Annotated in this window: 15 protein-coding genes, 2 tRNA genes and 1 riboswitch; of the genes, 12 read left to right on the top strand and 5 right to left on the bottom strand. The window is 44.3% G+C overall.

Annotation, left to right across the window (positions count from 1 at the left end):
• Nucleotides 1-57: 57 nt before the first annotated feature.
• The 4 genes from Q1A18_RS15080 to Q1A18_RS15065 all read left to right on the top strand — a co-directional run bounded on the left by Q1A18_RS15080 (nucleotide 58) and on the right by Q1A18_RS15065 (nucleotide 7,361).
• On the top strand, nucleotides 58-2,982 hold the full coding sequence (locus Q1A18_RS15080) for a GH92 family glycosyl hydrolase (RefSeq protein WP_299582308.1): 2,925 nt from the start codon (nucleotides 58-60) through the stop codon (nucleotides 2,980-2,982).
• A 32-nt stretch (nucleotides 2,983-3,014) separates the two neighbouring features.
• Nucleotides 3,015-4,166, top strand: coding sequence for an alkaline phosphatase (locus Q1A18_RS15075; RefSeq protein ID WP_299582305.1), 1,152 nt, complete (start codon nucleotides 3,015-3,017; stop codon nucleotides 4,164-4,166).
• Nucleotides 4,167-4,186: 20 nt separating this feature from the next.
• Nucleotides 4,187-5,647 carry a PA14 domain-containing protein gene (locus Q1A18_RS15070; RefSeq protein ID WP_299582302.1) on the top strand — a complete coding sequence of 487 codons (1,461 nt, stop codon included), beginning with the start codon at nucleotides 4,187-4,189 and terminating at the stop codon, nucleotides 5,645-5,647.
• Nucleotides 5,648-5,729: 82 nt separating this feature from the next.
• A complete protein-coding gene (locus Q1A18_RS15065; RefSeq protein ID WP_299582299.1) occupies nucleotides 5,730-7,361 on the top strand; it encodes a trehalase family glycosidase in 1,632 nt (543 codons plus the stop codon).
• Nucleotides 7,362-7,541: 180 nt separating this feature from the next.
• Here Q1A18_RS15065 and Q1A18_RS15060 read toward each other — a convergent pair.
• The 3 genes from Q1A18_RS15060 to Q1A18_RS15050 all read right to left on the bottom strand — a co-directional run bounded on the left by Q1A18_RS15060 (nucleotide 7,542) and on the right by Q1A18_RS15050 (nucleotide 9,273).
• Nucleotides 7,542-7,616 (bottom strand) — tRNA-Val (locus Q1A18_RS15060).
• A 193-nt stretch (nucleotides 7,617-7,809) separates the two neighbouring features.
• Nucleotides 7,810-7,884 (bottom strand) — tRNA-Val (locus Q1A18_RS15055).
• Nucleotides 7,885-7,971: 87 nt separating this feature from the next.
• Nucleotides 7,972-9,273 (bottom strand): folylpolyglutamate synthase/dihydrofolate synthase family protein, encoded by a 1,302-nt coding sequence (locus Q1A18_RS15050; protein WP_299582297.1) that lies wholly within the window; start codon nucleotides 9,271-9,273, stop codon nucleotides 7,972-7,974.
• A 125-nt stretch (nucleotides 9,274-9,398) separates the two neighbouring features.
• On the opposite strand from Q1A18_RS15050, the gene Q1A18_RS15045 reads away from it, so the two are divergent.
• The 7 genes from Q1A18_RS15045 (at nucleotide 9,399) to Q1A18_RS15015 (ending at nucleotide 16,327) form a co-directional block, all read left to right on the top strand.
• Nucleotides 9,399-10,736, top strand: coding sequence for a PhoH family protein (locus Q1A18_RS15045; RefSeq protein WP_299582295.1), 1,338 nt, complete (start codon nucleotides 9,399-9,401; stop codon nucleotides 10,734-10,736).
• Nucleotides 10,737-10,796: 60 nt separating this feature from the next.
• Nucleotides 10,797-12,098, top strand: a complete 1,302-nt coding sequence (mtaB, locus tag Q1A18_RS15040) for a tRNA (N(6)-L-threonylcarbamoyladenosine(37)-C(2))-methylthiotransferase MtaB (RefSeq protein WP_299582293.1) — start codon at nucleotides 10,797-10,799, stop codon at nucleotides 12,096-12,098.
• A gap of 26 nt (nucleotides 12,099-12,124) precedes the next feature.
• Nucleotides 12,125-12,916, top strand: a complete 792-nt coding sequence (locus tag Q1A18_RS15035; protein WP_299582291.1) for an inositol monophosphatase family protein — start codon at nucleotides 12,125-12,127, stop codon at nucleotides 12,914-12,916.
• Between the two features lie 110 nt (nucleotides 12,917-13,026).
• Entirely contained in the window at nucleotides 13,027-13,449 is a 423-nt protein-coding gene (locus tag Q1A18_RS15030; protein ID WP_299582289.1) for a hypothetical protein, read from the top strand.
• 13 nt (nucleotides 13,450-13,462) lie between these two features.
• The gene (locus tag Q1A18_RS15025; protein ID WP_299582287.1) at nucleotides 13,463-14,491 is read left to right on the top strand and encodes a glycosyltransferase family 2 protein; all 1,029 of its coding nucleotides are present in this window, start codon (nucleotides 13,463-13,465) and stop codon (nucleotides 14,489-14,491) included.
• A gap of 70 nt (nucleotides 14,492-14,561) precedes the next feature.
• On the top strand, nucleotides 14,562-15,527 hold the full coding sequence (locus Q1A18_RS15020; RefSeq protein WP_299582285.1) for a zinc transporter ZntB: 966 nt from the start codon (nucleotides 14,562-14,564) through the stop codon (nucleotides 15,525-15,527).
• A gap of 158 nt (nucleotides 15,528-15,685) precedes the next feature.
• Nucleotides 15,686-16,327, top strand: coding sequence for a hypothetical protein (locus tag Q1A18_RS15015; RefSeq protein WP_299582283.1), 642 nt, complete (start codon nucleotides 15,686-15,688; stop codon nucleotides 16,325-16,327).
• Nucleotides 16,328-16,387: 60 nt separating this feature from the next.
• Here the strand turns inward: Q1A18_RS15015 and Q1A18_RS15010 are convergent, their stop codons facing one another.
• Complete coding sequence (locus Q1A18_RS15010; protein WP_299582281.1) at nucleotides 16,388-16,822, bottom strand: Hsp20/alpha crystallin family protein; 435 nt, start codon at nucleotides 16,820-16,822, stop codon at nucleotides 16,388-16,390.
• Nucleotides 16,823-17,068: 246 nt separating this feature from the next.
• Nucleotides 17,069-17,166, top strand: a riboswitch (TPP riboswitch).
• A 42-nt stretch (nucleotides 17,167-17,208) separates the two neighbouring features.
• Between Q1A18_RS15010 and Q1A18_RS15005 the strand changes: the two genes are divergently transcribed.
• Nucleotides 17,209-19,617 (top strand): TonB-dependent receptor, encoded by a 2,409-nt coding sequence (locus Q1A18_RS15005; protein ID WP_299582279.1) that lies wholly within the window; start codon nucleotides 17,209-17,211, stop codon nucleotides 19,615-19,617.
• Between the two features lie 68 nt (nucleotides 19,618-19,685).
• Here the strand turns inward: Q1A18_RS15005 and Q1A18_RS15000 are convergent, their stop codons facing one another.
• Nucleotides 19,686-20,228, bottom strand: coding sequence for a hypothetical protein (locus Q1A18_RS15000; RefSeq protein ID WP_299582277.1), 543 nt, complete (start codon nucleotides 20,226-20,228; stop codon nucleotides 19,686-19,688).
• Between the last annotated feature and the right edge of the window lie 39 nt (nucleotides 20,229-20,267).

Genomic DNA, 20,267 nt, shown 5'->3' with positions numbered 1-20,267 from the left:
AAGAGGATAGGCAGGACGTAAAAACATTGCAAACTACAAATCAGAAAATAACATACAATGCATACGAAATTCAGTTTAATCATTTTATTTATTGCCTTAATCGGATGCAAGCAACAAACTCCGGTTGAATCTGTAGATCCGTTTATCGGAACAGATTTTCATGGACACACCTATCCGGGAGCAACAACTCCTTTTGGTGCTGTTCAGCTAAGTCCGGACACACGGCGAGGGAACTGGGATGCTTGCTCAGGATATCATTACAGCGACAGTGTGATTTATGGATTTTCGCACACACATCTTAGTGGAACAGGAGCCATCGATTTGGGTGATATTTTGATTCATCCAACAACGTTGCCGTTGAATCTGAAGGCAAAAGGATATATTTTTTCAGCACATACTTTTTCTCATCAAGAGGAAGAAGCCTCGCCGGGCTATTACCGAGTAAGTTTTACGGATGATGCCATTACGGCTGAGCTGACTGCAACTCCTCATGTTGGCGTTCATCGCTATACTTTCCCGGAATCGTCAGCTGCCAAGCTGGTTGTTGATTTACATCATAGCCTCGATAATGAGGCAATTGAGCATTTGGAACTTAAGCAGTTGAACGAGAGTGAAATTGCAGGAGCTCGTGTAACTACGGGCTGGACGCCCAAACAGCACATCTATTTTGTTGCTCGTTTCTCAAAACCATTTGAAAGCCTTCAGTTTGTGTCGGATGGAAAGCAGATGGACAACTTAACCCATTTGGAAGGAGATAACCTGCAAGCAATTGTCAACTACGAAACCCAAGCGGGCGAAGTAATTGAAGTTGAATTGGGAACTTCTTTGGTGAGTATTGAAAATGCTTTGGAGAATTTGAATGCAGAAACCGATGGATTTGATTTTGATGGCAGGAAGCTGGAAGCGGAGAAGAGTTGGGCTGATGCTTTGTCGGCAGTTCAGGTAAAAGGAGGAACTGAAGAGCAGCAACAAGTCTTTTACACTGCTCTGTATCATGCCATGGTTGTGCCTAATGTTACTTCTGATGTCAATGGGGAGTATCGGACTCATGACGGCATGATCAAGAGGTTACCACAAGGACAGAAAATGTATTCAACTTTGTCGCTTTGGGATACCTTCAGAACTTGGCATCCGCTGATGACCTTAATCAACGAAGAGCTTACGGAAGATATTATTCGGTCGATGTTGACGATGTACGAAGCGACAGGCGAATTACCAATTTGGCCTTTGTCTTCAGGAGAAACCGGTACGATGATTGGTTATCATTCGGTGTCAGTTATTACTGATGCTTATTTGAAAGGGATTCGTGGCTTCGATGCCGAAAAGGCATTTGAGGCGATGAAAGTCTCCTCAAATAGTTCTAGAAAAGGCGGAAAATATTACGTGCAGAATGGGTTTATTCCTGCCAACATCAAGAAAGAGTCGGTTTCCTGTTTGCTGGAATATGCCTACGACGATTGGTGTATTGCCCAAATGGCAAAAGCTTTAGGCCATGAATCTGACTACCAGGAATACATGCGAAGAGCTCAATCTTACGTGAATGTGTTTGATGGTAGCACTGGTTTTTTCAGGGGAAAGCGGGAAGATGGAAACTGGGAAAATCCGTTTAACCCTTTCGAGGCTGGGAGAGCTTATACCGAAGCCAATGCGTGGCAGTATCGCTTTGCTGTTCCGCATGATGTCAATGGTTTGATCCAGCAAATGGGTGGAAATGAGTTGTTCTCAAAAGCTCTGAATGACCTGTTTTCCGAGTCCGGAGATGTGTTGACTGATATTCCGGATATCACGGGTTTGATCGGTCAGTATGCTCATGGAAATGAGCCAAGTCACCATATGGCTTACTTGTATTGTTACATCGGACAACCGTGGAAAACCCAGGAAATGGTTCGTCAAATCCTGCAGGAGATGTACAGTACGCAGCCAGACGGGATTGTTGGAAATGAGGATTGTGGACAGATGTCTGCCTGGTACTTGATGAGTAGCTTGGGCCTGTATCCGGTAACTCCCGGATCTGGCGAGTATGTGCTGACCGCTCCATTATTTCCAGAGGCAAGCATTCAATTACACAATGGCAAGGCCCTTCAGATCAAAGCGAATGATCCGAAGAAAAATACCTACATTAAATCGGTAAAGTTTAACGGACAAGCTGTTGACGAGACTTTCATTACGCACGAAATACTGATGCAGGGAGGTGTGCTTGAATTTGAATTGGACAGCCAGCCCAATAAAAATTGGGGAGTGAAAACAGAAGAGCATCCTTATTCCATGTCGGCAGGGCAGCAAGTCTCTGTTCCTTACGTGAAAAACGATCTGCATTATTTTATTGACGAAATCAACTGCGAATTGGGCTGCCGAACAGCTGGTGCCGAAATTAGATACACGCTGGATGGCTCTGAGCCTAACGAAAGCTCTGCGAAGTACGAAAAGCCCTTCAAAATTGACCGGGACATGAAGCTCACAGCAAAAGCATTTAAAGTAGGTTATAAGCCTAGCCCGGTCTTTTCAGTGCAAGCCGTTAAAGCTGTTTTCAGAAAGGCAGACCGACAGTCGGCTACCCATCAGGGGGTAACCTTCAAATATTACGAAGGCGAGTTTTCAACTGTTGATGATTTGGCATCTGCTCCGGTCGTTAAAAAGGGTTTTCTGGACAAGGTAAGTATTCATATTGCAGAAAGAGAAGATGACTTTGGGCTGGAATTCAACGGGTATATTGCTATCCCTGAAGATGGTGTTTACGAGTTCTATACCGAATCAGATGATGGAAGTACCCTGGCAATTGGCGATGCGACAGTGGTTTACAATGATGGATCGCATGCCGCGATTCGGGCAACAGGAAGGATTCCTTTGAAGGAGGGCTTGCATCGTTTTCAGCTGCGTTATTTCGAAGACTATGAGGGCCAGAAATTGGATTGGGGCTGGAAAAAGGCTGGTGAAGAAAAATGGCAGGCAATCAGCAAAGAGTCTTTGTATGTAAGGAATTAAGCGTTAGAATTACTTTTGAAAAAATAGAAATAATGAAATCAATCAAATTCATTTTCGGAATACTCAGTTTTCTTTTAATTGGACAAAGTGGACTGAGAGCTCAGTATGCTAATCAAGAGCAAGCTGATAAATTAAATTACACCGTTGAACAGGCTTATGAAACGGTTCAGGTGAAACCGGTAAAAGGGAAGAAAGTAAAAAATGTCATTCTGATGATTGGAGACGGAATGGGGCTCACACAGATTTCCATGGCTTGGGTGGCCAACCAAGGGAAATTGAATGTGGATAACTTTCCATACACTGGTTTGGCACGAACCTATGCCGGAAACAAGTTGATTACTGATTCGGGGGCTGCGGGAACTGCCATGGCAACAGGACAGAAAACAAGGTACCATTCAGTTGGGGTTGATATGGACGGGAATCCGCTAACTTCTCTAACTGACTTGGCTCACGAAAAAGGCCTTGGAACCGGAGTGGTGGTCACTTGCGGATTAACGGATGCGACACCGGCTGCATTCTGCTCTAACCATGCCGATCGTGAGCAACTGGAAGCGATTGCGGCTGGTTACCTGAATTGCAATGTTGATTTTATTTTTGGTGGCGGACGCACCGATTTCAATAAGCGATCGGACGAACGAAATTTGCTAAAGGAAATGGAAGAACGTGGCTACCAGTTGGCTGATTCATGGGCTGAAATTGAAGATTACAAGGGCGAAAAGCTCTTTGCAGTTGTTGATGACGGTCAGCTGCCTTTAGCGAAAGAACGTGGAGATGTGTGGCAGAAGGCGGCGTTGAAAGCAATCGATGAGTTGAGCAAGCACAAGAAAGGCTTTTTTGCCATGTTGGAAGGCTCACGGATTGATGACTGCGGCCACTGGAATGATGTGCCTGCCTTGATGGGCGAAATTTTTGACTTTGATCAGACCATTGGAAAAGTATTGGAGTGGGCTGAGAAAGACGGAGAAACCTTGGTGGTGGTGGTGGCTGATCACGAAACCGGAGGCTTGACCTTGCTGGACGGTAGCATTGAGGCAGGGCAGGTTGAAGGCCATTTTTCTACAGGAGGCCATTCAGGAATTGTCATTCCCGTTTTTGCTTATGGCCCGGGCGCGAGTGAGTTTTCCGGTACTTACGAAAACACGGACGTATTTCGGAAAATCGCTGAACTTCTAAAATTGCAGTAAGAAATCTTAAAACTAATGGTATGAATACATTCAGAATAAAAACCATGGCAGCTTTGGTCTGCTTGCTGGCTTTTGTTGTTACTGCAACTGGCCAACAAGAAAAAGGTCAACTGAAATTTCATCAGGATAAGTCATTCAAAATAGCACAATTCACAGACCTTCATTGGGACAATGGATCGGCAAATTGCTCAAAAACGCGGACAACAATTGAAATGGTGCTAAAAACGGAGAAACCTGATTTGGCAATTCTTACCGGCGATATTGTTACCAATATTCCAGCAAAAGAAGGTTGGCAGGCCGTGGCAACTCCATTTATTGAGACAAAAACACCTTGGGCTGTTACGCTCGGCAATCATGATGCAGAACCCGGAATTTCACGTGATGAGATTTTTGAGCTTCTGGAAACGATGCCCTACTTTGTTGGTAGCAAAGGGCCGGAGCTAACAGGTTGTGGAAATTATGCACTTGAAATTAAGTCGTCGGAAAGTGACCAAACGGCGGCAGTACTCTACTGTTTCGACTCAAATTCGTATTCCACCAACCGCAAAGCGAGTGACTACGATTGGGTTCATTTTGACCAGATTGGCTGGTATCGTACCCAGAGTCAGCAGTTCACTACACAAAACGCTGGAAGTCCGCTTCCTTCGCTGGCTTTCCTGCATATTCCTTTAATCGAGTATAAGTTTATCGAAGACAAGGAAAGTACCGTTGGTAGGCGTGAGGAAGGTGTTGCTTCAGCCGATCTAAACTCGGGCTTGTTTGCTTCGTTGTTCGAGATGAAGGATGTTATGGGAGTCTTTGCCGGGCATGATCATGATAACAATTACATCGGTATTCATAAAGAGATCGCACTGGCTTTTGGCCAAAGAACCGGAGCTGATGCTTATGGCAAATTACCTATAGGGAGCCGGATTATTCAGCTGGCAGAAGGTGATTACCGTTTTGATAGTTGGATTCGGACGGATGAAGGGGTGTCATTTAAGTTCAATTATCCTTCTGGATTAACCTATGACGATAGCAAGGTAGAGTACTTTCCAGCAGTTTCTGTAAAAGGGGTAAAGCCTGGCGCTGCTTATCGTTATTTTGAAGGGGAATTTAAGCAAACTGAAGAGCTGAAAAAGGCCAAGCCAGTTGCAAGTGGCGTGGCAAGCTCTATTTCGTTGGAGCCCGCCAAGCAAGATGATTATTTCGGATTGGAGTACACAGCTTATCTGAAAATAGATAAAAAAGGAGTTTACCGTTTTTACACCTACTCCGATGATGGTTCTCGTTTATATATCGATAATCAGTTGGTCGTTGATAATGATGGTTCGCACAGTGCCCGCCGAAAAGATGGACAAATTGCGCTGGAAGCCGGCTATCATGAGTTAAAGGTGCTTTATTTTGAATCGTACATGGGCCAGGAACTGGAAGTTGGAATTTCCGGTTTAAGTATTCGGGAAACGCCTATCCCAGGCGACATGCTTTTTTATAAGAAATAATTGTCATTAAATCGCAATCAGGGAGGATTTCACCTTCCTGATTTTCTACCTTTTTTTAAGAACCCTAAATCGATAAAAACCAATGAAGACAAACCGTCGTAATTTTTTAAGAGCAGGAGTGCTGGCCGGTACATCTGTTGTTTGTTCTCCGCTGGCAAGTGCCGGAAGCGATAGTGCTGAACGGAAGTCTCCTTATAAACTACCCTACAAAAATACCTACGTTAAAAACTCTTTTGTTGCTGAAAACGAGTTCCGAAGGATGGACCCTCAGTTGATTGATCCTCCAACTTTTTCAGAAGCAAAAAACGTTTTGCCTGAGCCATTCTGGGATGGAAACAAAGAGGCCATTGATATGTATTGGAAGGCTTGGAAAATTGGAATTGGCCACACCCGGAAGCCACTTCCTGGTTCTGGCTTTGTATCCAGTTATCTCGATACGGCATACAACGGCAATATCTTTATGTGGGATTCGGCCTTCATTACTTTGTTTGCCCGCTACGGAAGCCGCTTGTTCCCATTTCAACAAACCTTGAATAATTTTTACTCTCTGCAGCATTTGGATGGTTTCATTTGCCGTGAGATTATGGAAACAGGCGATGATGCTTTTCACCGATATGATCCAGTGAGCACCGGCCCGAATATCATTCCGTGGAGTGAGTTGGAGTATTACAACCATTTTGGCGATTGGGATCGGGTGAACCTGATTTTTCCAGCTTTAGCAGCCTATAGTCGCTGGTTAAGGTTGAACCGTACCTGGCGCGACGGCAGCTATTGGACTAGTGGTTGGGGAACGGGAATGGACAACCAGCCAAGGGTTCCGCGCGAGTACAACATGATATACAGCCATGGGCACATGGTGTGGCTGGATGCCTGCCTGCAGCAGTTGATGGTTGATCGCATTTTGCTCAAGTTTGGTTTTGTGCTGGAGCGTTGGCAGGAAATTGAAGATATCGAAGATGAAATAGGTGTGCTGTCGGCCTACATTCGTGAGCATCTTTGGGATGATAAAACCGGCTTCTTGTACGATCGCTTTCGTGATGGCAGTCTGAGCCAGATGAAAGGGATTGGTGCTTATTGGGCTTTGCTGGCCGATGTGTTGGAAAAAGACCAACTTGATCGCTTGGTTGAGCATCTGGACGACCCCGCAACCTTTAATCGTAAGTTTCCGGTTCCTTCACTTTCTGCGGATAACGAGAAATACCAAGAGGATGGTCGTTACTGGCAAGGTGGAATTTGGGCGCCAACAAATTTCATGGTGATTAAAGGACTTCAAAAAAATGGCTATCGCGACAAAGCGTTCGACATTGCCTTTAGGCATCATCAGCATATTCTGGAAGTGTTTAAAAAGACCGGGACATTTTGGGAGTATTATGCGCCTGAGAGTGCTAACCCCGGTTTGTTAGCTCGCCCTGACTTTGTTGGATGGACTGGCCTGCCTCCAATAGCAGTATTGATTGAAGGTGTGTTTGGAATCCAGGGAAACTTTCCTGAAAAGACCATCCACTGGGATGTGAACTTAACAGAGAAGCATGGTATTGCTCGTTTCCCAATAGGTCCTGAAGGAATGCTGTCTTTAACTTGCTTTGAACGAAGCTCGAAACAACAACGCCCGAAAATTGAGATTGAATCGAACATGGAGCTAAAACTAAAATTAAGCTGGCAGGGTGGCAAGGAAGAGTTTGCAATTCAAAAAGGAATGAATCGTATTGGCTAAGCTAGTCTTAAGTCTATCAGCTTAGCTTGCAGGTAAAGGCCTGTATTGCTTGTGTGTAAAAGGAGGAATGTCGAAAAGATATTTCTCCTTTGTTATTTGTGTTTTTGATCCGAAATTGTTTTTGGTTGTATTTTTAGAGCATAAAAAAAGAGAAATACCACTTGGATATTTCTCTTTTTGTGGGCGGTGAGGGATTCGAACCCCCGACCCTCTGGGTGTAAACCAGATGCTCTGAACCAACTGAGCTAACCGCCCGAATGTTTTCTGAACTCACCTCTTTTTCAGAAAGGCGTTGCAAATATAGAGTCTTTTTTTGCGATACCAAAATAACTTTGAAAATAATCGAAAAAAAATGTCAGAGACTCGGAGTCGCCTGTGTTTTCTGTATTCTTCAGGATTATTTGAGGCATAAAAAAGAGAAATACCACTTGGATATTTCTCTTTTTTGTGGGCGGTGAGGGATTCGAACCCCCGACCCTCTGGGTGTAAACCAGATGCTCTGAACCAACTGAGCTAACCGCCCGAATGTTTTCTGAACTCACCTCCTTTTCAGAAAGGCGATGCAAATATAAATCCTTTTTTCAGGCGAGCAAAAGAAAAATGGAAAAAATTAAGAAAAATAATCAGCCACCACAAAGGTACTTCCGCCAATGTAGATCAGATCTTCGGCTTCGGCCTGTGCTTGGGCTTTTGCAACTGCTTCTGAAACAGATGGAACGACTTCTCCTTGCAGTCCAAGTGAAGCTGCTTGGTTGGCCAGGTCAGCTGCAGGAAGCGCTCTGGGGATACTGGCCTGGGTGAAATAATAGTTGGCTTGTTTAGGCAGAATCGCCAATGCCAAGTCCAAATTTTTGTCGTTGACCATGCCTAATACAATATGTAGTTGCTTCCATGGAGTCGCATGCATTTGTGCAACCACCGCTTTTAGTCCGGCTTCGTTGTGCGCCGTATCACAAACCATCAACGGATTGTTTCCAACGACTTCCCAGCGGCCCCGAAGTCCGGTATTGCTCGATGCATTGGAAAATCCCTCATAAATTGCTGACCGGGGAATTTCCCAGCCCTGTTGGGTTAACAGCTCAAGTGCTTTCAAAACCCCGGAGGCATTTTTTTGTTGGTAGTTGCCAAGTAAGTCCATTTTCAGATTCGGGAAAACAAGTTCTCCGTTTTGCTGAAAATTGAAAAGTTGTTTTCCTTCTGGCAAGAGCATCGAATAGCCTGCTTGAAATTCCTGATCGGCAAAGGAGATGGGGCTGTGCTTATCGTGGGCGACTGCCTCAAATACGAAATTGTAGGCATCGTTGCTTTCAGAAATGACCACAGGTACATGGGGTTTTATAATGCCTGCTTTTTCAGCTGCAATCTGCTCAATGGTATTGCCCAGCAAGGTGGTATGGTCGAGGCTTATGTTGGTAATAAGTGCCAGTTCAGGATTAACAATGTTGGTTGAATCCAGTCGTCCGCCCAAGCCAACTTCTACAATTGCAAGGTCAACCTGCTGGTTTCTGAAATAATCAAAAGCCATGGCCACCGTAATCTCAAAAAAGGAAGGCTCTAGTTGCTGAAGTTCTTTTGATTGGCGGAATTGATCGACAAATGCGACCACTTGCTCTTCCGGAATCATTTCGCCATTAATTTTAATTCGTTCCCGGAAATCAATTAAGTGGGGCGAGGTGTAAAGACCAACTTGATAGCCGGCTTCCTGCAAAACCGAAGCCAGCAAGTGGGAGCTTGACCCTTTCCCATTGGTGCCGCCCACATGGATTGTTTTAAACTCCTTGTGAGGATGGCCAAAAAATTGGTCTAAAGCCAGCGTATTGTCCAGAGTGTTTTTGTAGGCTGCCGGCCCTGTTCGCTGGTACATGGGTAAGCGCGTATATAAAAAATCGAGGGTGTGTTTATAACTTGTCATTGCTAATCATGTATTTACCGAAAAATGAGTTTAAGGTGTTGATAAGATTTGCTTTGTTTTGAGTCCTTCGATAAGTGCATGTCAGCTTTTTTTCGTTAAATTTAGCAAAAGCAAAACTTGGAACTATGGCAGCAAAAAAGCAGATCGACACCAAAGTATTTGTACTCGATACAAATGTCATTTTGCACGACCACACGTGCATTTACCAGTTCAAAGATAATGATATCATTCTTCCGTTAACGGTGCTGGAAGAACTCGACAAATTTAAGCGAGGAAATGATCCGATCAACTTTCAGGCACGGGAATTTGTGCGAATTTTGGATGGCGTTGTAGGAGAAAAGTTGTTTAATGGCGGAATTCAGTTGGGCGAAGGGCTTGGAAAACTGATTATTGCAACCGGCAAGCCTTTCACCGAAGCCATGAAGCAATCGTTCAAAGAAGATATTCCTGATCATCGGATTTTGGCGGTGGCCGAATATGTGAAACACGAAAATCCCAACCGCCAAACCATCCTTGTTTCCAAAGATATCAACTTGCGGATGAAGGCCAAATCGTTGGGTATTCTGGCTGAAGATTATCAAAACGATAAGATTAAAGATCCTCAGGTGTTTGAAAAAAGCATTAGTGAAGTGGATAACTACAAGGATCAGTTGATTGACCGTTTGTACAATGAAGGGACGCTTCCTTATGCCGAGTCGGAGGTTGACAAAGAACCGATGGCCAATGAATACTTCATTCTGAAAGGAAATAGTTCAAGTGTGCTGGCTCGCTATAACCGCAACTCACAGCGGCTTGTGCGCGTGGAGAAGCGCGTGGCTTATGGCATTAAACCACGCAATGCCGAGCAAACCTTCAGCATCAACTCGCTGCTGGATCCGGACGTTAAACTTGTTTCGTTAACCGGAAAGGCCGGTACGGGGAAAACCCTGCTGGCACTGGCTGCCGCCTTGGAACAAAACAAACAGTATGAACAGATTTTGCTGGCTCGCCCCATTGTGGCCTTGAGCAACCGCGACCTGGGGTTTTTGCCGGGAGATGCTTCTGAAAAGATCAGTCCATATATGCAGCCGCTTTTCGATAATTTATCCGTCATTAAGCATGCGTTTAACCCGCGTAGCCAGGAGTATCAGAAAATTGAAGAGCTACTGAAGGAAGAACGCTTGCTGATTACGCCCCTGGCTTATATCCGGGGACGGAGTTTATCCAACGCTTTTTTTATTGTGGATGAAGCTCAGAACCTGACACCGCACGAAATCAAAACCATTATTACACGTGCCGGAGAAGGAACCAAGATGGTCTTTACCGGCGATATGCAGCAAATTGATTCGCCTTACCTGGATATGAAATCAAACGGATTGGCATACATGACCGATAAAATGAGGGAGCAGGAATTGTTTTCACATGTCAACCTGGTTAAAGGAGAGCGAAGTTATTTAGCTGAGTTGGCTAGCGATTTATTGTAAATCACGCTATTTCGCCGGATTTTTATACTTTTGCCCGATTATTTAAACGAAAGGGATTTCATGGAGTTTTCAGGCAAAAAAGCAGCGTTTTTTACCTTGGGCTGCAAGCTCAATTTTTCAGAAACGTCAACCATCGCACGTCATTTTGAAGTGAAAGGTTTTGATCGGGTAGGGTTTAAGGAGAAGGCAGATGTGTATGTGATCAATTCTTGTTCGGTAACTGCCGAAAGCGATAAAAAGAGCCGGAATATGATTCGTCAGGCCATTCGGCGCAATCCGGAGGCTTTGGTGGTTGTAACGGGTTGTTATGCACAGTTGCAGGCTGATGTAATTGGTGAAATTCCCGGGGTGGACTATATCCTGGGAACCAATGCCAAGTTCCGGATGACGGATTTCTTTGATGATTTTAATAAACGTGAACAGCCTTTTCGTTTGCTTCAGTCGCAGGCTAAAAACCGCGATTATTATCACGCCGCCTCCTGGGGCGATCGCACACGCAGCTTCCTGAAAGTGCAGGATGGCTGCGACTATTTTTGCACCTACTGTACCATTCCCTTTGCCCGTGGGCGGAGCCGAAATGACACCATCGTCAACACGGTGGAAAAAGCACGGGAAACCGTGGGCAATGGCATCAAGGAAATTATACTGACTGGGGTAAACATTGGTGACTTTGGAAAAAGTACGAATGAAACCTTTATTGATTTGTTGAAAAAGCTGGATGAAGTGGATGGCCTGGAAAGGCTCCGGATTTCATCGGTTGAACCCAATTTGCTGACCGATGAAATCATTGATTTTGTGGCTGGCTCGAAACGCATTGCCCCACACTTCCACCTACCCTTGCAAGCCGGATCCAACGAGGTGTTGGAGTTGATGAAACGACGTTACAAACGCGAATTATTTGCTGAACGGGTAGCCAAAATCCGGTCGGCAATGCCCGATGCGTTTATTGGTGTCGATGTTATTGCCGGGTCGAATGGCGAGACCGAAGCACTTTTTCAAGATGGCTATAACTTTTTGATTGATTTGGATGTTACGCAATTGCACGCGTTCCCTTATTCGGAACGGCCGGGAACCAAAGCCTTGGAGTTAAAGCCTGTTGTTCCGGTGGATGAGCGTAAGGAAAGGACCCGACGTTTAATTAAGCTGTCGGAAAAGAAATTGCGGGCTTTTTATGAAAAAAATGAAGGGCAAACGCGTTCGGTTCTTTTCGAAAATGAAACCACCGGAGAGCTGTTGCACGGTTTTACCGACAATTACATTCGGGTCGAAACCCCTTTCGATTCCCGTTTGGTTAATCAGGTTCGGGAGGTGAAGCTTTCAGAAATAAATGACGGGGGGAATTTTGAAATTGAACTGATTTAGCCCAATTTCAAACTAAAAACAAAGAGATGGAATTAAAGACAATTTGCCAGTCTATTGAAATATTGGCCCAGGAAGTTGGGCAATTCATTCGTCAGGAACGACTTAAAATAACCAACGACGACATTGAATTGAAAGGCAAGGCCAGCCTGGTAACCTATGTGGATAAGAATGCCGAGGAAATGATTGTGAGTGCGCTTCGGAAATTGCTCCCCGAAGCTGGTTTTATTACCGAAGAAGGCACAGCATCGGCCTCGGGCGAGCAGTTGAAATGGGTGATCGATCCGTTGGATGGAACAACCAACTTTATTCATGGAATTTTTCCTCATTCGGTGTCTATTGCCCTGATTGACGGTGAGGAGCCCGTGGCAGGCGTGGTTTATGAGATTGGGCAGGATGAGCTTTTCTCGGCCTGGAAAGGTGGTGGCGCCTGGCTTAACGGGCAGGCCATTTCGGTGTCGAAAACCGAAAAGCACGAAGATACCTTGCTGGCAACGGGTTTTCCGTATTATAACTTCGACATGCTGGGCAATTACCTGAAGTTGCTGGAGTTTTTTATGATTGAAACCCGTGGAATGCGCCGCATGGGCTCAGCTGCTGTGGATTTGGCTTATGTGGCTTGCGGCCGCTTTGATGGCTTTTTTGAGCATGCTTTACATGCCTGGGATGTGGCTGCGGGAATCATTATCCTGAAAGAAGCCGGCGGTAAGGTTTGCGATTTTAAGGGGGGAGATGACTTCCTGTTTGGAAAAGAAATTGTGGCTTCAAACAAAAATTACTTTCCGGCCTTTTTTCAGAAGGTCAATGAATTTTTGGGATAGTTTTTCAACACAAGGTGTTGTACATAGTCGGGCAATAGAGTAAATTGCAGAAAAAAGCAATGATGGCTGAAAAAGAAATCGCCTTACTGAGACAGCAAAAAGAAAAGCTGATGGAAAAGAGTTTTGATCTGGAAGCCTGGAAGAACCAGACCATGCTTTTTTTGCAACGCATATTTGGTGCCGACCACAACATTGTAAAAATGATTGGCGCCCTGAAGTATGATTATTCCAGTTGGACTTTACGCGACGCTACCGGGAATGAAAAGACGGATGATCCGGTAAAAATGCAGGCCGATGAGATTTTGGAAGCAGCCATTATGGAATTGGAAAGCCTGGGCTTGCCGCAACCTGAATCATCGGTCGAAAAAGCCTGGGAATTGATGGAAGAAGAGCTAACAGGCAAACAGTTTAAAGAGATAAAAGCCATCATCGAGTCGGGCAAAAAAAACAAACTGGCCAAGGTACAGGAAATGCTCAATCGGCTTGAAAAAGAAAACCTGATTAGTATCCTTTCCCGGATTCTGATTTCCTGACTATATTTGCGGCATGAATTCACCGCGTGTTGCCATTGTTATTCTCAACTGGAATGGTCGGAAACTTCTCGATCAATACCTCCCCTCTGTTATTCAGTATAGCCATGATGAAGGTGTCAGCGTCGTTGTTGCTGATAACCATTCCGATGATGATTCGTTAAGTTTCCTTCAGGAAAATTATCCTCAGGTTGAGCTTTTGCGATTGGAGGAAAATTATGGCTTTGCCAAAGGGTACAATGTGGCTCTTCAGCAAATTGAGGCCGACTATTACATTTTGCTGAACTCAGATGTAGAAGTTACAGCCGGGTGGGTAAAACCCTTGATCGATCGGATGGAAAGCGATCCGACAGTTGCTGCGGTGCAGCCCAAAGTGCTGAGCTGGAAACGCAAAGATGAATTTGAATACGCTGGAGCTGCCGGTGGTTTCATCGATAAACTGGGCTATCCGTTTTGTCGCGGGCGAGTTCTGAATGTGTTGGAAAAGGATGAAGGCCAGTTTGATCAAGTGACTGATATCTTCTGGGCTACCGGTGCCTGTATGGCCGTCAATGCCCGTTATTTTCACGAGGCGGGAGGATTCGATGCTGACTTCTGGGCGCACATGGAAGAAATTGACTTATGCTGGCGCCTGAAAAACAGAGGTTATAAAATTCAGTTTACTCCGTACAGCCGGGTGTATCACCTGGGGGGTGGAACGTTGGCTTACGATAACCCGAAAAAGTTATTCCTGAATTTTCGAAACAGTCTGTGGTTGCTGTATAAAAACCTGCCCCGACGCAAATTCTACAAAGTGTTGGTGGTCCGCATGATTCTGGATGGCGTAGCGGCTTTTAAGCTTTTGTCTGAAGGAAACGGAGGTGGCTTCGTGAGCGTGCTGAAGGCGCATTATGCTTTTTACCGATCACACAAGCAGCTTCGCGCAAAACGCAAAGCGCTGAGGAAGGCAGCCACCCCTCAGTGGCATGATGAAGTGCTTTGCAAAAGCATCATTTGGAAATTTTACCTGCAAGGGCGGAAAACCTTTCGCGAGATGAGTCGCTAAAATCCTTTCATCAACTTTATGCTTAATCGCAAATCCTTTGTATCTTGATTGAAATTAATAGGATTTCATCATGGCATTACTTCACGGATTTAATATTTTTCCTGCGGCAAAAAAGCTTGAGCATGTCTCCGAAAATCAGCTTGATCAGCCTGTTCCGGAACAGACTTACCAGTGGCTGCAATTCGATTTAAACAGCCCGAATACGCCCCAAATACTTCGCTCGCTTAAAGGCATTGATGAATTGTTTATCGATGCCTTGCTGAAAGAAGAAACACGCCCGCGGATTTCGGTATCCGGTGATGATTTGTTGGTAATTTTGCGTGGGGTGAACCTGGCTGAAGGGGCTGATCCGGAAGATATGGTGGCTATCCGCATGGTAATTACCAGGAATCGGATTATCAGTTGTCAACGGCGGAGTATGATATCGGTAAATGATGTCATACAACAGGTTGAAGCTGGAAATCCTCCCAAATCAACAGGCCATTTCTTGGTTTTTCTGTGCGAGCGCCTAATCTTCCGCATGAGTGATGTGATGGAAGATATCGAAGATCGTTCAGCTGAAATTGAGGAGTTGGTATTGGATGATGAAGAGCATGATTATCACAATGAGATTCATAATGTGCGACGCCAGATTATTCAGTTGAAACGTTTTTTGGTCCCCCAGCGTGAGGCGTTGTTACGGCTTCAGTTGGAAAAAACAAGTTGGTTGACCGTTAAGCAACAACATCGTTTCCGGGAGATTACCGATCAGCTTATCCGTTTTCTGGAAATGCTGGATGCCGCGCGCGAGATGGGGACGGTGAGTCAGGAAACGCTTTATAATCGGCAAAATGAGCAGATGAACAAACGCATGTATGTGCTTTCCATTGTGGCTGCTTTTTTCCTTCCTCTCGGTTTTTTTACGGGTTTGCTTGGCGTGAACCTGGCAGGTATTCCCAAAGCGGAAAGCCCTGTGGCTTTCCTGGGATTTATAGTGATTCTTTTGGTGGTGGTGGGGTTTCAGTTTTGGTTGTTTAAACGCAACAAGTGGTTGTAAACAACTATCGGAATCCAATTTTCTGTAGTAGTTGCCGAAATTGTTGGTGGTCGTTTAAGTGCAAGCCTGTTTAAATAATTTGGAAGTAAACTTACTTTTTTATTTTTGTTAACTTCGAATGCACTTTTATCCAAAGTTTCATGTTAATAAGAAAGTTGTTGATCATACTACTCGTTGTCGTTTGTTGCTCTTGCGCTGTAAAGCATCGGACGCTTACACGTGTTCAGGATTGGTCGTATCCTGTGGGGCAGATGGATGACCAGTTGAGTTTTAGTTATGTTGATAATATTCTTGAAAAAACCAACAATAAGCAAGGAGCACGGTGGGCAAAACGAAAAAACATTCATGTTGTCAGCATTCGTTTAATCAACAACAGCAAGCACCCAATCCATGGAACGCAACTTTCCTTTTTTAATGGTGATGAACAGGTGGAGCTAGTGCACAATGAGTGGCTTGCCAAAAAAGTCAGGCAGCGCTTTTCTCCATTGATGGTTTTGTTTTTCCCCATCGCCTTAATCGAGCAGGCAATTTATGAACGTGCGGCTGATAATGAGTATGACGATGGGGTTGAGCATGAGTCAATCACCATGTCTTTTGCGGAGCAAGTTGATGATTTTCGGATTAAAGAAAACTCAACATTAAAAGATGAGTTAATGAATTTTCAACTGGCGAACCAGATTTTAATGCCAGGAAAACCGGTTTACGGGATTATTGGGGTGCGTAGTAAGTCAGAATTAAAAACCTTGCGGGCGGTATGCCGTAACAGCAATTTCGAGATTCTTTCCAATCAGTTGCAATAAAAAAAAGCCCCGCCGTTTGGCGAGGCTTCAGAATTACTAACTAAACTAAACCTTTTGGGATCATGAAATTTCAATCATGCGAGATACTTGTTTTTTCAGTTCTTCCCGTTTGGGAAGTGTGATTTTCAGTACTCCGTTTTTGTGTGTTGCCTTGATTTTGTTGGCATCCACACCTTCCGGAAGCCGGAATGACCGGCTGAATGAAGAATAGTTAAATTCGTTAAAAACCACTTTTTCGCCATCCTTCTCTTCCTTGGTCTCTTGTTTCTCAGAAGAAACGGTCAGAATATTGTCTTTCAGATCAATGTGGAAATCTTTTTTATCCAGTCCTGGTGCTGCAACTTCAATTTCGAAGTCATTCTTTTTCTCATAAACATTTACGGCTGGATTTGAGTTCCACTCGGTTCTATCAAAAACATCATTCCAAATATTTCTTCCAAAGAAATCGTCCAATAAACTTGGAACACTTTGCTTGTTTCTGATTAATGGTAACATAACTAAATCCTCCTTTATTTTTGTTTAACTTCAGCGTCTACACTTAGTCTCCAGCAAAGCGCATTCCAGTTTGTTATTAAGCGCAGAAGTCTGTAGTTATGATAATTTGTGTTGTCAAAATGTCGTTTTTGAAGTCAAATTTTCATCTTTTAAGCGGTTGGCTCTGAATTATTTTCAGGTTTTAGGGAAGCTGGTTGGACTATTTAGAATGAAGAGTTTGTTTTTTCTTCCTACCTTTGCGGCAACATTTACGCAATGGGGTGTCCAAAATTTTACGGACTGAGATCATACCCAATGAACCTGATCCGGTTAGTACCGGCGTAGGGAGGGCGAAAGGAAATCTATTCCTACCTCATTGGTTATTATTTAACCAAAATTATCACAAAATGAAACGTTTAGGATTAATGCTGCTTTTGCAGTGTTTGTTTGTGTATTCATTCGCACAGTTTTCGGTTTCCGGAAAAGTGATGAATGAATCGGGAGAGAAACTGGTTGGCGCTAATTTGGTGCTGTCCGGAACTTACAAAGGAACATCGGCTGATGTTGATGGAGCTTATAAGTTTGAAAATGTGAAAGCCGGAAATTACACGCTTCGGATTTCTTACATGGGCTACGAAGCCCAGAGTGTCAATTTGAAAGTGACTAAGAATGTTGTTCGGGATGTCGTTTTGGTTCCGTTGGATATTCTTGCTGAAGAGGTGATTGTTTCGGCAACCCGGGCCGGAGCTAAAACACCGGTTGCGGTTTCCGATTTAAGCCGTGAGGATATTGAAGCCCAGGCAGCGGGACAAGATATTCCTTACCTGCTAGGATTGTCACCATCGGTTATTACTTCGTCGGAAGCCGGAACCGGCATTGGCTATTCTGCTCTTCGGATTCGAGGAACGGATCCTACCCGAATCAATGTTACAATCAATGGAGTTCCGCTGAATGATTCCGAATCGCAGGGAGCTTTTTGGGTGAACATGCCCGACTTTGCCAGCTCGGTTGATAATGTTCAAATTCAGCGTGGGCTAGGAACTTCCACTAACGGAGCTGCCGCTTTTGGGGCCACTATCAATTTCCAAACCGAAACGTTTAATGGAGATCCATATGCGGAAGCTCAGAGTTTGGTCGGTTCATTTGGAACCAACAAAAACAGCATAAAAGCAGGAACTGGACTTATTGATGGTAAGTTTACAGTTGATGCGCGCTATTCCAAACTCAATTCAGATGGTTATGTAGACCATACGTTTGTGGATCATGAGTCTTACTTCATCAGTGCGGCTTACTATACCGAAAAGAGCCTTATCAAGGCAAACATTATTAGCGGAGATCAGCGTACCGGAATTAGCTGGTGGGGAAATCCAAATCCGGAAGAAGACCGGAAATATAATCCGGCAGGAGAGTATACCGACGAATTTGGGAATAAACAATACTACGAAGATCAGACGGATAACTATTTCCAGGATCACTACCAGGTATTTTATTCCACCCAGTTAAGCGCGTTTACCAACCTGAATGTGGGCTTGCACTATACGGCAGGAGAGGGCTACTACGAACAGTACAAGGAAGATGAGGCTTATGCCGACTATGGTTTGGAGAATGTAACGATAGGTGGAGAGACCCTGGAGGAAACGGATTTGATTCGCCGGAAGTGGTTGGACAATGACTTTTATGGAGCCACTTTTTCGTTGAATTATAACCGGAATAAACTGGATGCCAGTTTGGGGGGTGCCTGGAATAAGTATGATGGCGATCACTTTGGACAGATTATTTGGATGCGCAATGCCGGAACCACTGAAAAAGACCACGAATGGTATTTCAATGTGGGCGAAAAAACGGACTTCAACGTTTTTGGAAAGTTGAACTATCAACTGGCTAAGAAACTTAATGTTTACGGAGACTTGCAATATCGCAGAATCAATTACGAGATGAGCGGGCAGGACGACGATCTGATTGCTTTGGATCAGACGCATGAATACGATTTCTTCAACCCTAAAATGGGCTTGTTCTATGATTTGGCTCAAAACCAGGAGGCTTATTTTTCCTTTGGTATTGGGCATCGCGAACCCACCCGGACGATTTTTAAGGAAGCAATAAAAGAAGATATTATCGTATTGCCAAAATCCGAAACCTTGTATGACTATGAATTGGGGTATAACTTCAGCGCTACCAAAGCCGCTTTTGGTGTCAACTTGTACTACATGTATTACCACGACCAGTTGGTTCCCACGGGTGAGAAAAACAATGTTGGAAACAGCATTATGACCAATGTGGATAAAAGTTACCGCGCCGGAATTGAATTTGTTGGCGGGGTGAAAATTCTCCATAATCTGAACTGGGATTTTAACTTCACCTTGAGTAGTAATAAAATCAAAGACTACGTGGAGTATGCGACCTACTATGATGAAGACTGGAATGAAAGCGAAGGAGCCAAGTATTTAGGAACAACCAATATTGCTTATTCTCCCGAAACCATGGGAAGCAGTATTTTGGCCTATGAACCGGCCAGGATTCTTAAATTCAGCCTGATCACAAAGTATGTGGGCAAACAGTACTTTGACAATACTTCCAGCGAAGACCGTAAAATTGATGCGTACCTTGTGAATAACCTGCGTGGAGACTTGACCTTGAAAGAATCTTTCTTCAGCAAAATCAACTTATTTGTTCAGGTTAATAACCTGCTGGATGCGGAATACTCAAACAATGGTTATGGGGGCAATTGGTATGAGCAGGGGGTAGAAAAAACCTGGGCGTACTATTATCCACAAGCCGGAATTAACTTCATGACCGGTTTGACGCTGACTTTCTAGTTGTTACAAGAGTTTTGTTTAAGTTATAGGTAGATGATAACCCTTGAATCAAACCAATGATTCAGGGGTTATTCTGTTTCAATCTGCGATAAGTTGCTGGTCTTTGCGCTATAGTATAATGGAGCAACGGTTACCTTGGGGTAACGACGTCGCAGGCGCCGGGCTTCAGCCACCAGGAAATCAATGGAATTTCCAATTTCAAAAAAGGGGGAGAGGTTCTCAAAATGCATTTGTGCCGTATCTTTCTCCCAGCCGGCATTGGCCGCCATGCCTTCAATAAATTTATCTTTACGATCTTCCAGCTGAACCATCTCGCAGTTGTCGTGCGCAATCAGGGCAATGTGGCGAACACCTCCAACGCCAATAGCATACGAAACCTGGAATTCATGGTAAAACAGGTTAGCACCCCCCGAGCGGATAATGTAGGCAAAGTTATCCGGAACCCACAGGTTTTTCCGGTTATCCATGCACATGCCAATCAGCATTTGTGGATTTTTATACGAACAAAAAGTCTTGTTTAAATTTTGGTATTCCAACAATAAACCAATAGGGGTATTTTGGTATTGGGGCAAAATATCTTTTTTGTCTTTTACATCGATCAGCTGTGCCATTCCTTTTCGTTCTATTTTATTAACTACAGCAACCGCGCC

The sequence above is a fragment of the uncultured Sunxiuqinia sp. genome (assembly GCF_947495665.1).
Lineage (GTDB): Bacteria > Bacteroidota > Bacteroidia > Bacteroidales > Prolixibacteraceae > Sunxiuqinia > Sunxiuqinia rutila.
The sequence above is the reverse complement of the archived record's forward strand: the minus strand, read 5'-3'. Positions and strand labels throughout refer to the sequence as shown.

Bases quoted from the DNA above. Each gene is read 5' to 3' on its own strand.
- Q1A18_RS15080 (WP_299582308.1), top strand. From the start codon at position 58: ATGCATACGAAATTCAGTTTAATCATTTTATTTATTGCCTTAATCGGA.
- Q1A18_RS15075 (WP_299582305.1), top strand. From the start codon at position 3,015: ATGAAATCAATCAAATTCATTTTCGGAATACTCAGTTTTCTTTTAATT.
- Q1A18_RS15070 (WP_299582302.1), top strand. From the start codon at position 4,187: ATGAATACATTCAGAATAAAAACCATGGCAGCTTTGGTCTGCTTGCTG.
- Q1A18_RS15065 (WP_299582299.1), top strand. From the start codon at position 5,730: ATGAAGACAAACCGTCGTAATTTTTTAAGAGCAGGAGTGCTGGCCGGT.
- Q1A18_RS15050 (WP_299582297.1), bottom strand. From the start codon at position 9,273: ATGACAAGTTATAAACACACCCTCGATTTTTTATATACGCGCTTACCC.
- Q1A18_RS15045 (WP_299582295.1), top strand. From the start codon at position 9,399: ATGGCAGCAAAAAAGCAGATCGACACCAAAGTATTTGTACTCGATACA.
- mtaB (WP_299582293.1), top strand. From the start codon at position 10,797: ATGGAGTTTTCAGGCAAAAAAGCAGCGTTTTTTACCTTGGGCTGCAAG.
- Q1A18_RS15035 (WP_299582291.1), top strand. From the start codon at position 12,125: ATGGAATTAAAGACAATTTGCCAGTCTATTGAAATATTGGCCCAGGAA.
- Q1A18_RS15030 (WP_299582289.1), top strand. From the start codon at position 13,027: ATGGAAAAGAGTTTTGATCTGGAAGCCTGGAAGAACCAGACCATGCTT.
- Q1A18_RS15025 (WP_299582287.1), top strand. From the start codon at position 13,463: ATGAATTCACCGCGTGTTGCCATTGTTATTCTCAACTGGAATGGTCGG.
- Q1A18_RS15020 (WP_299582285.1), top strand. From the start codon at position 14,562: ATGGCATTACTTCACGGATTTAATATTTTTCCTGCGGCAAAAAAGCTT.
- Q1A18_RS15010 (WP_299582281.1), bottom strand. From the start codon at position 16,822: ATGTTACCATTAATCAGAAACAAGCAAAGTGTTCCAAGTTTATTGGAC.
- Q1A18_RS15005 (WP_299582279.1), top strand. From the start codon at position 17,209: ATGAAACGTTTAGGATTAATGCTGCTTTTGCAGTGTTTGTTTGTGTAT.
- Q1A18_RS15000 (WP_299582277.1), bottom strand. From the start codon at position 20,228: ATGGCACAGCTGATCGATGTAAAAGACAAAAAAGATATTTTGCCCCAA.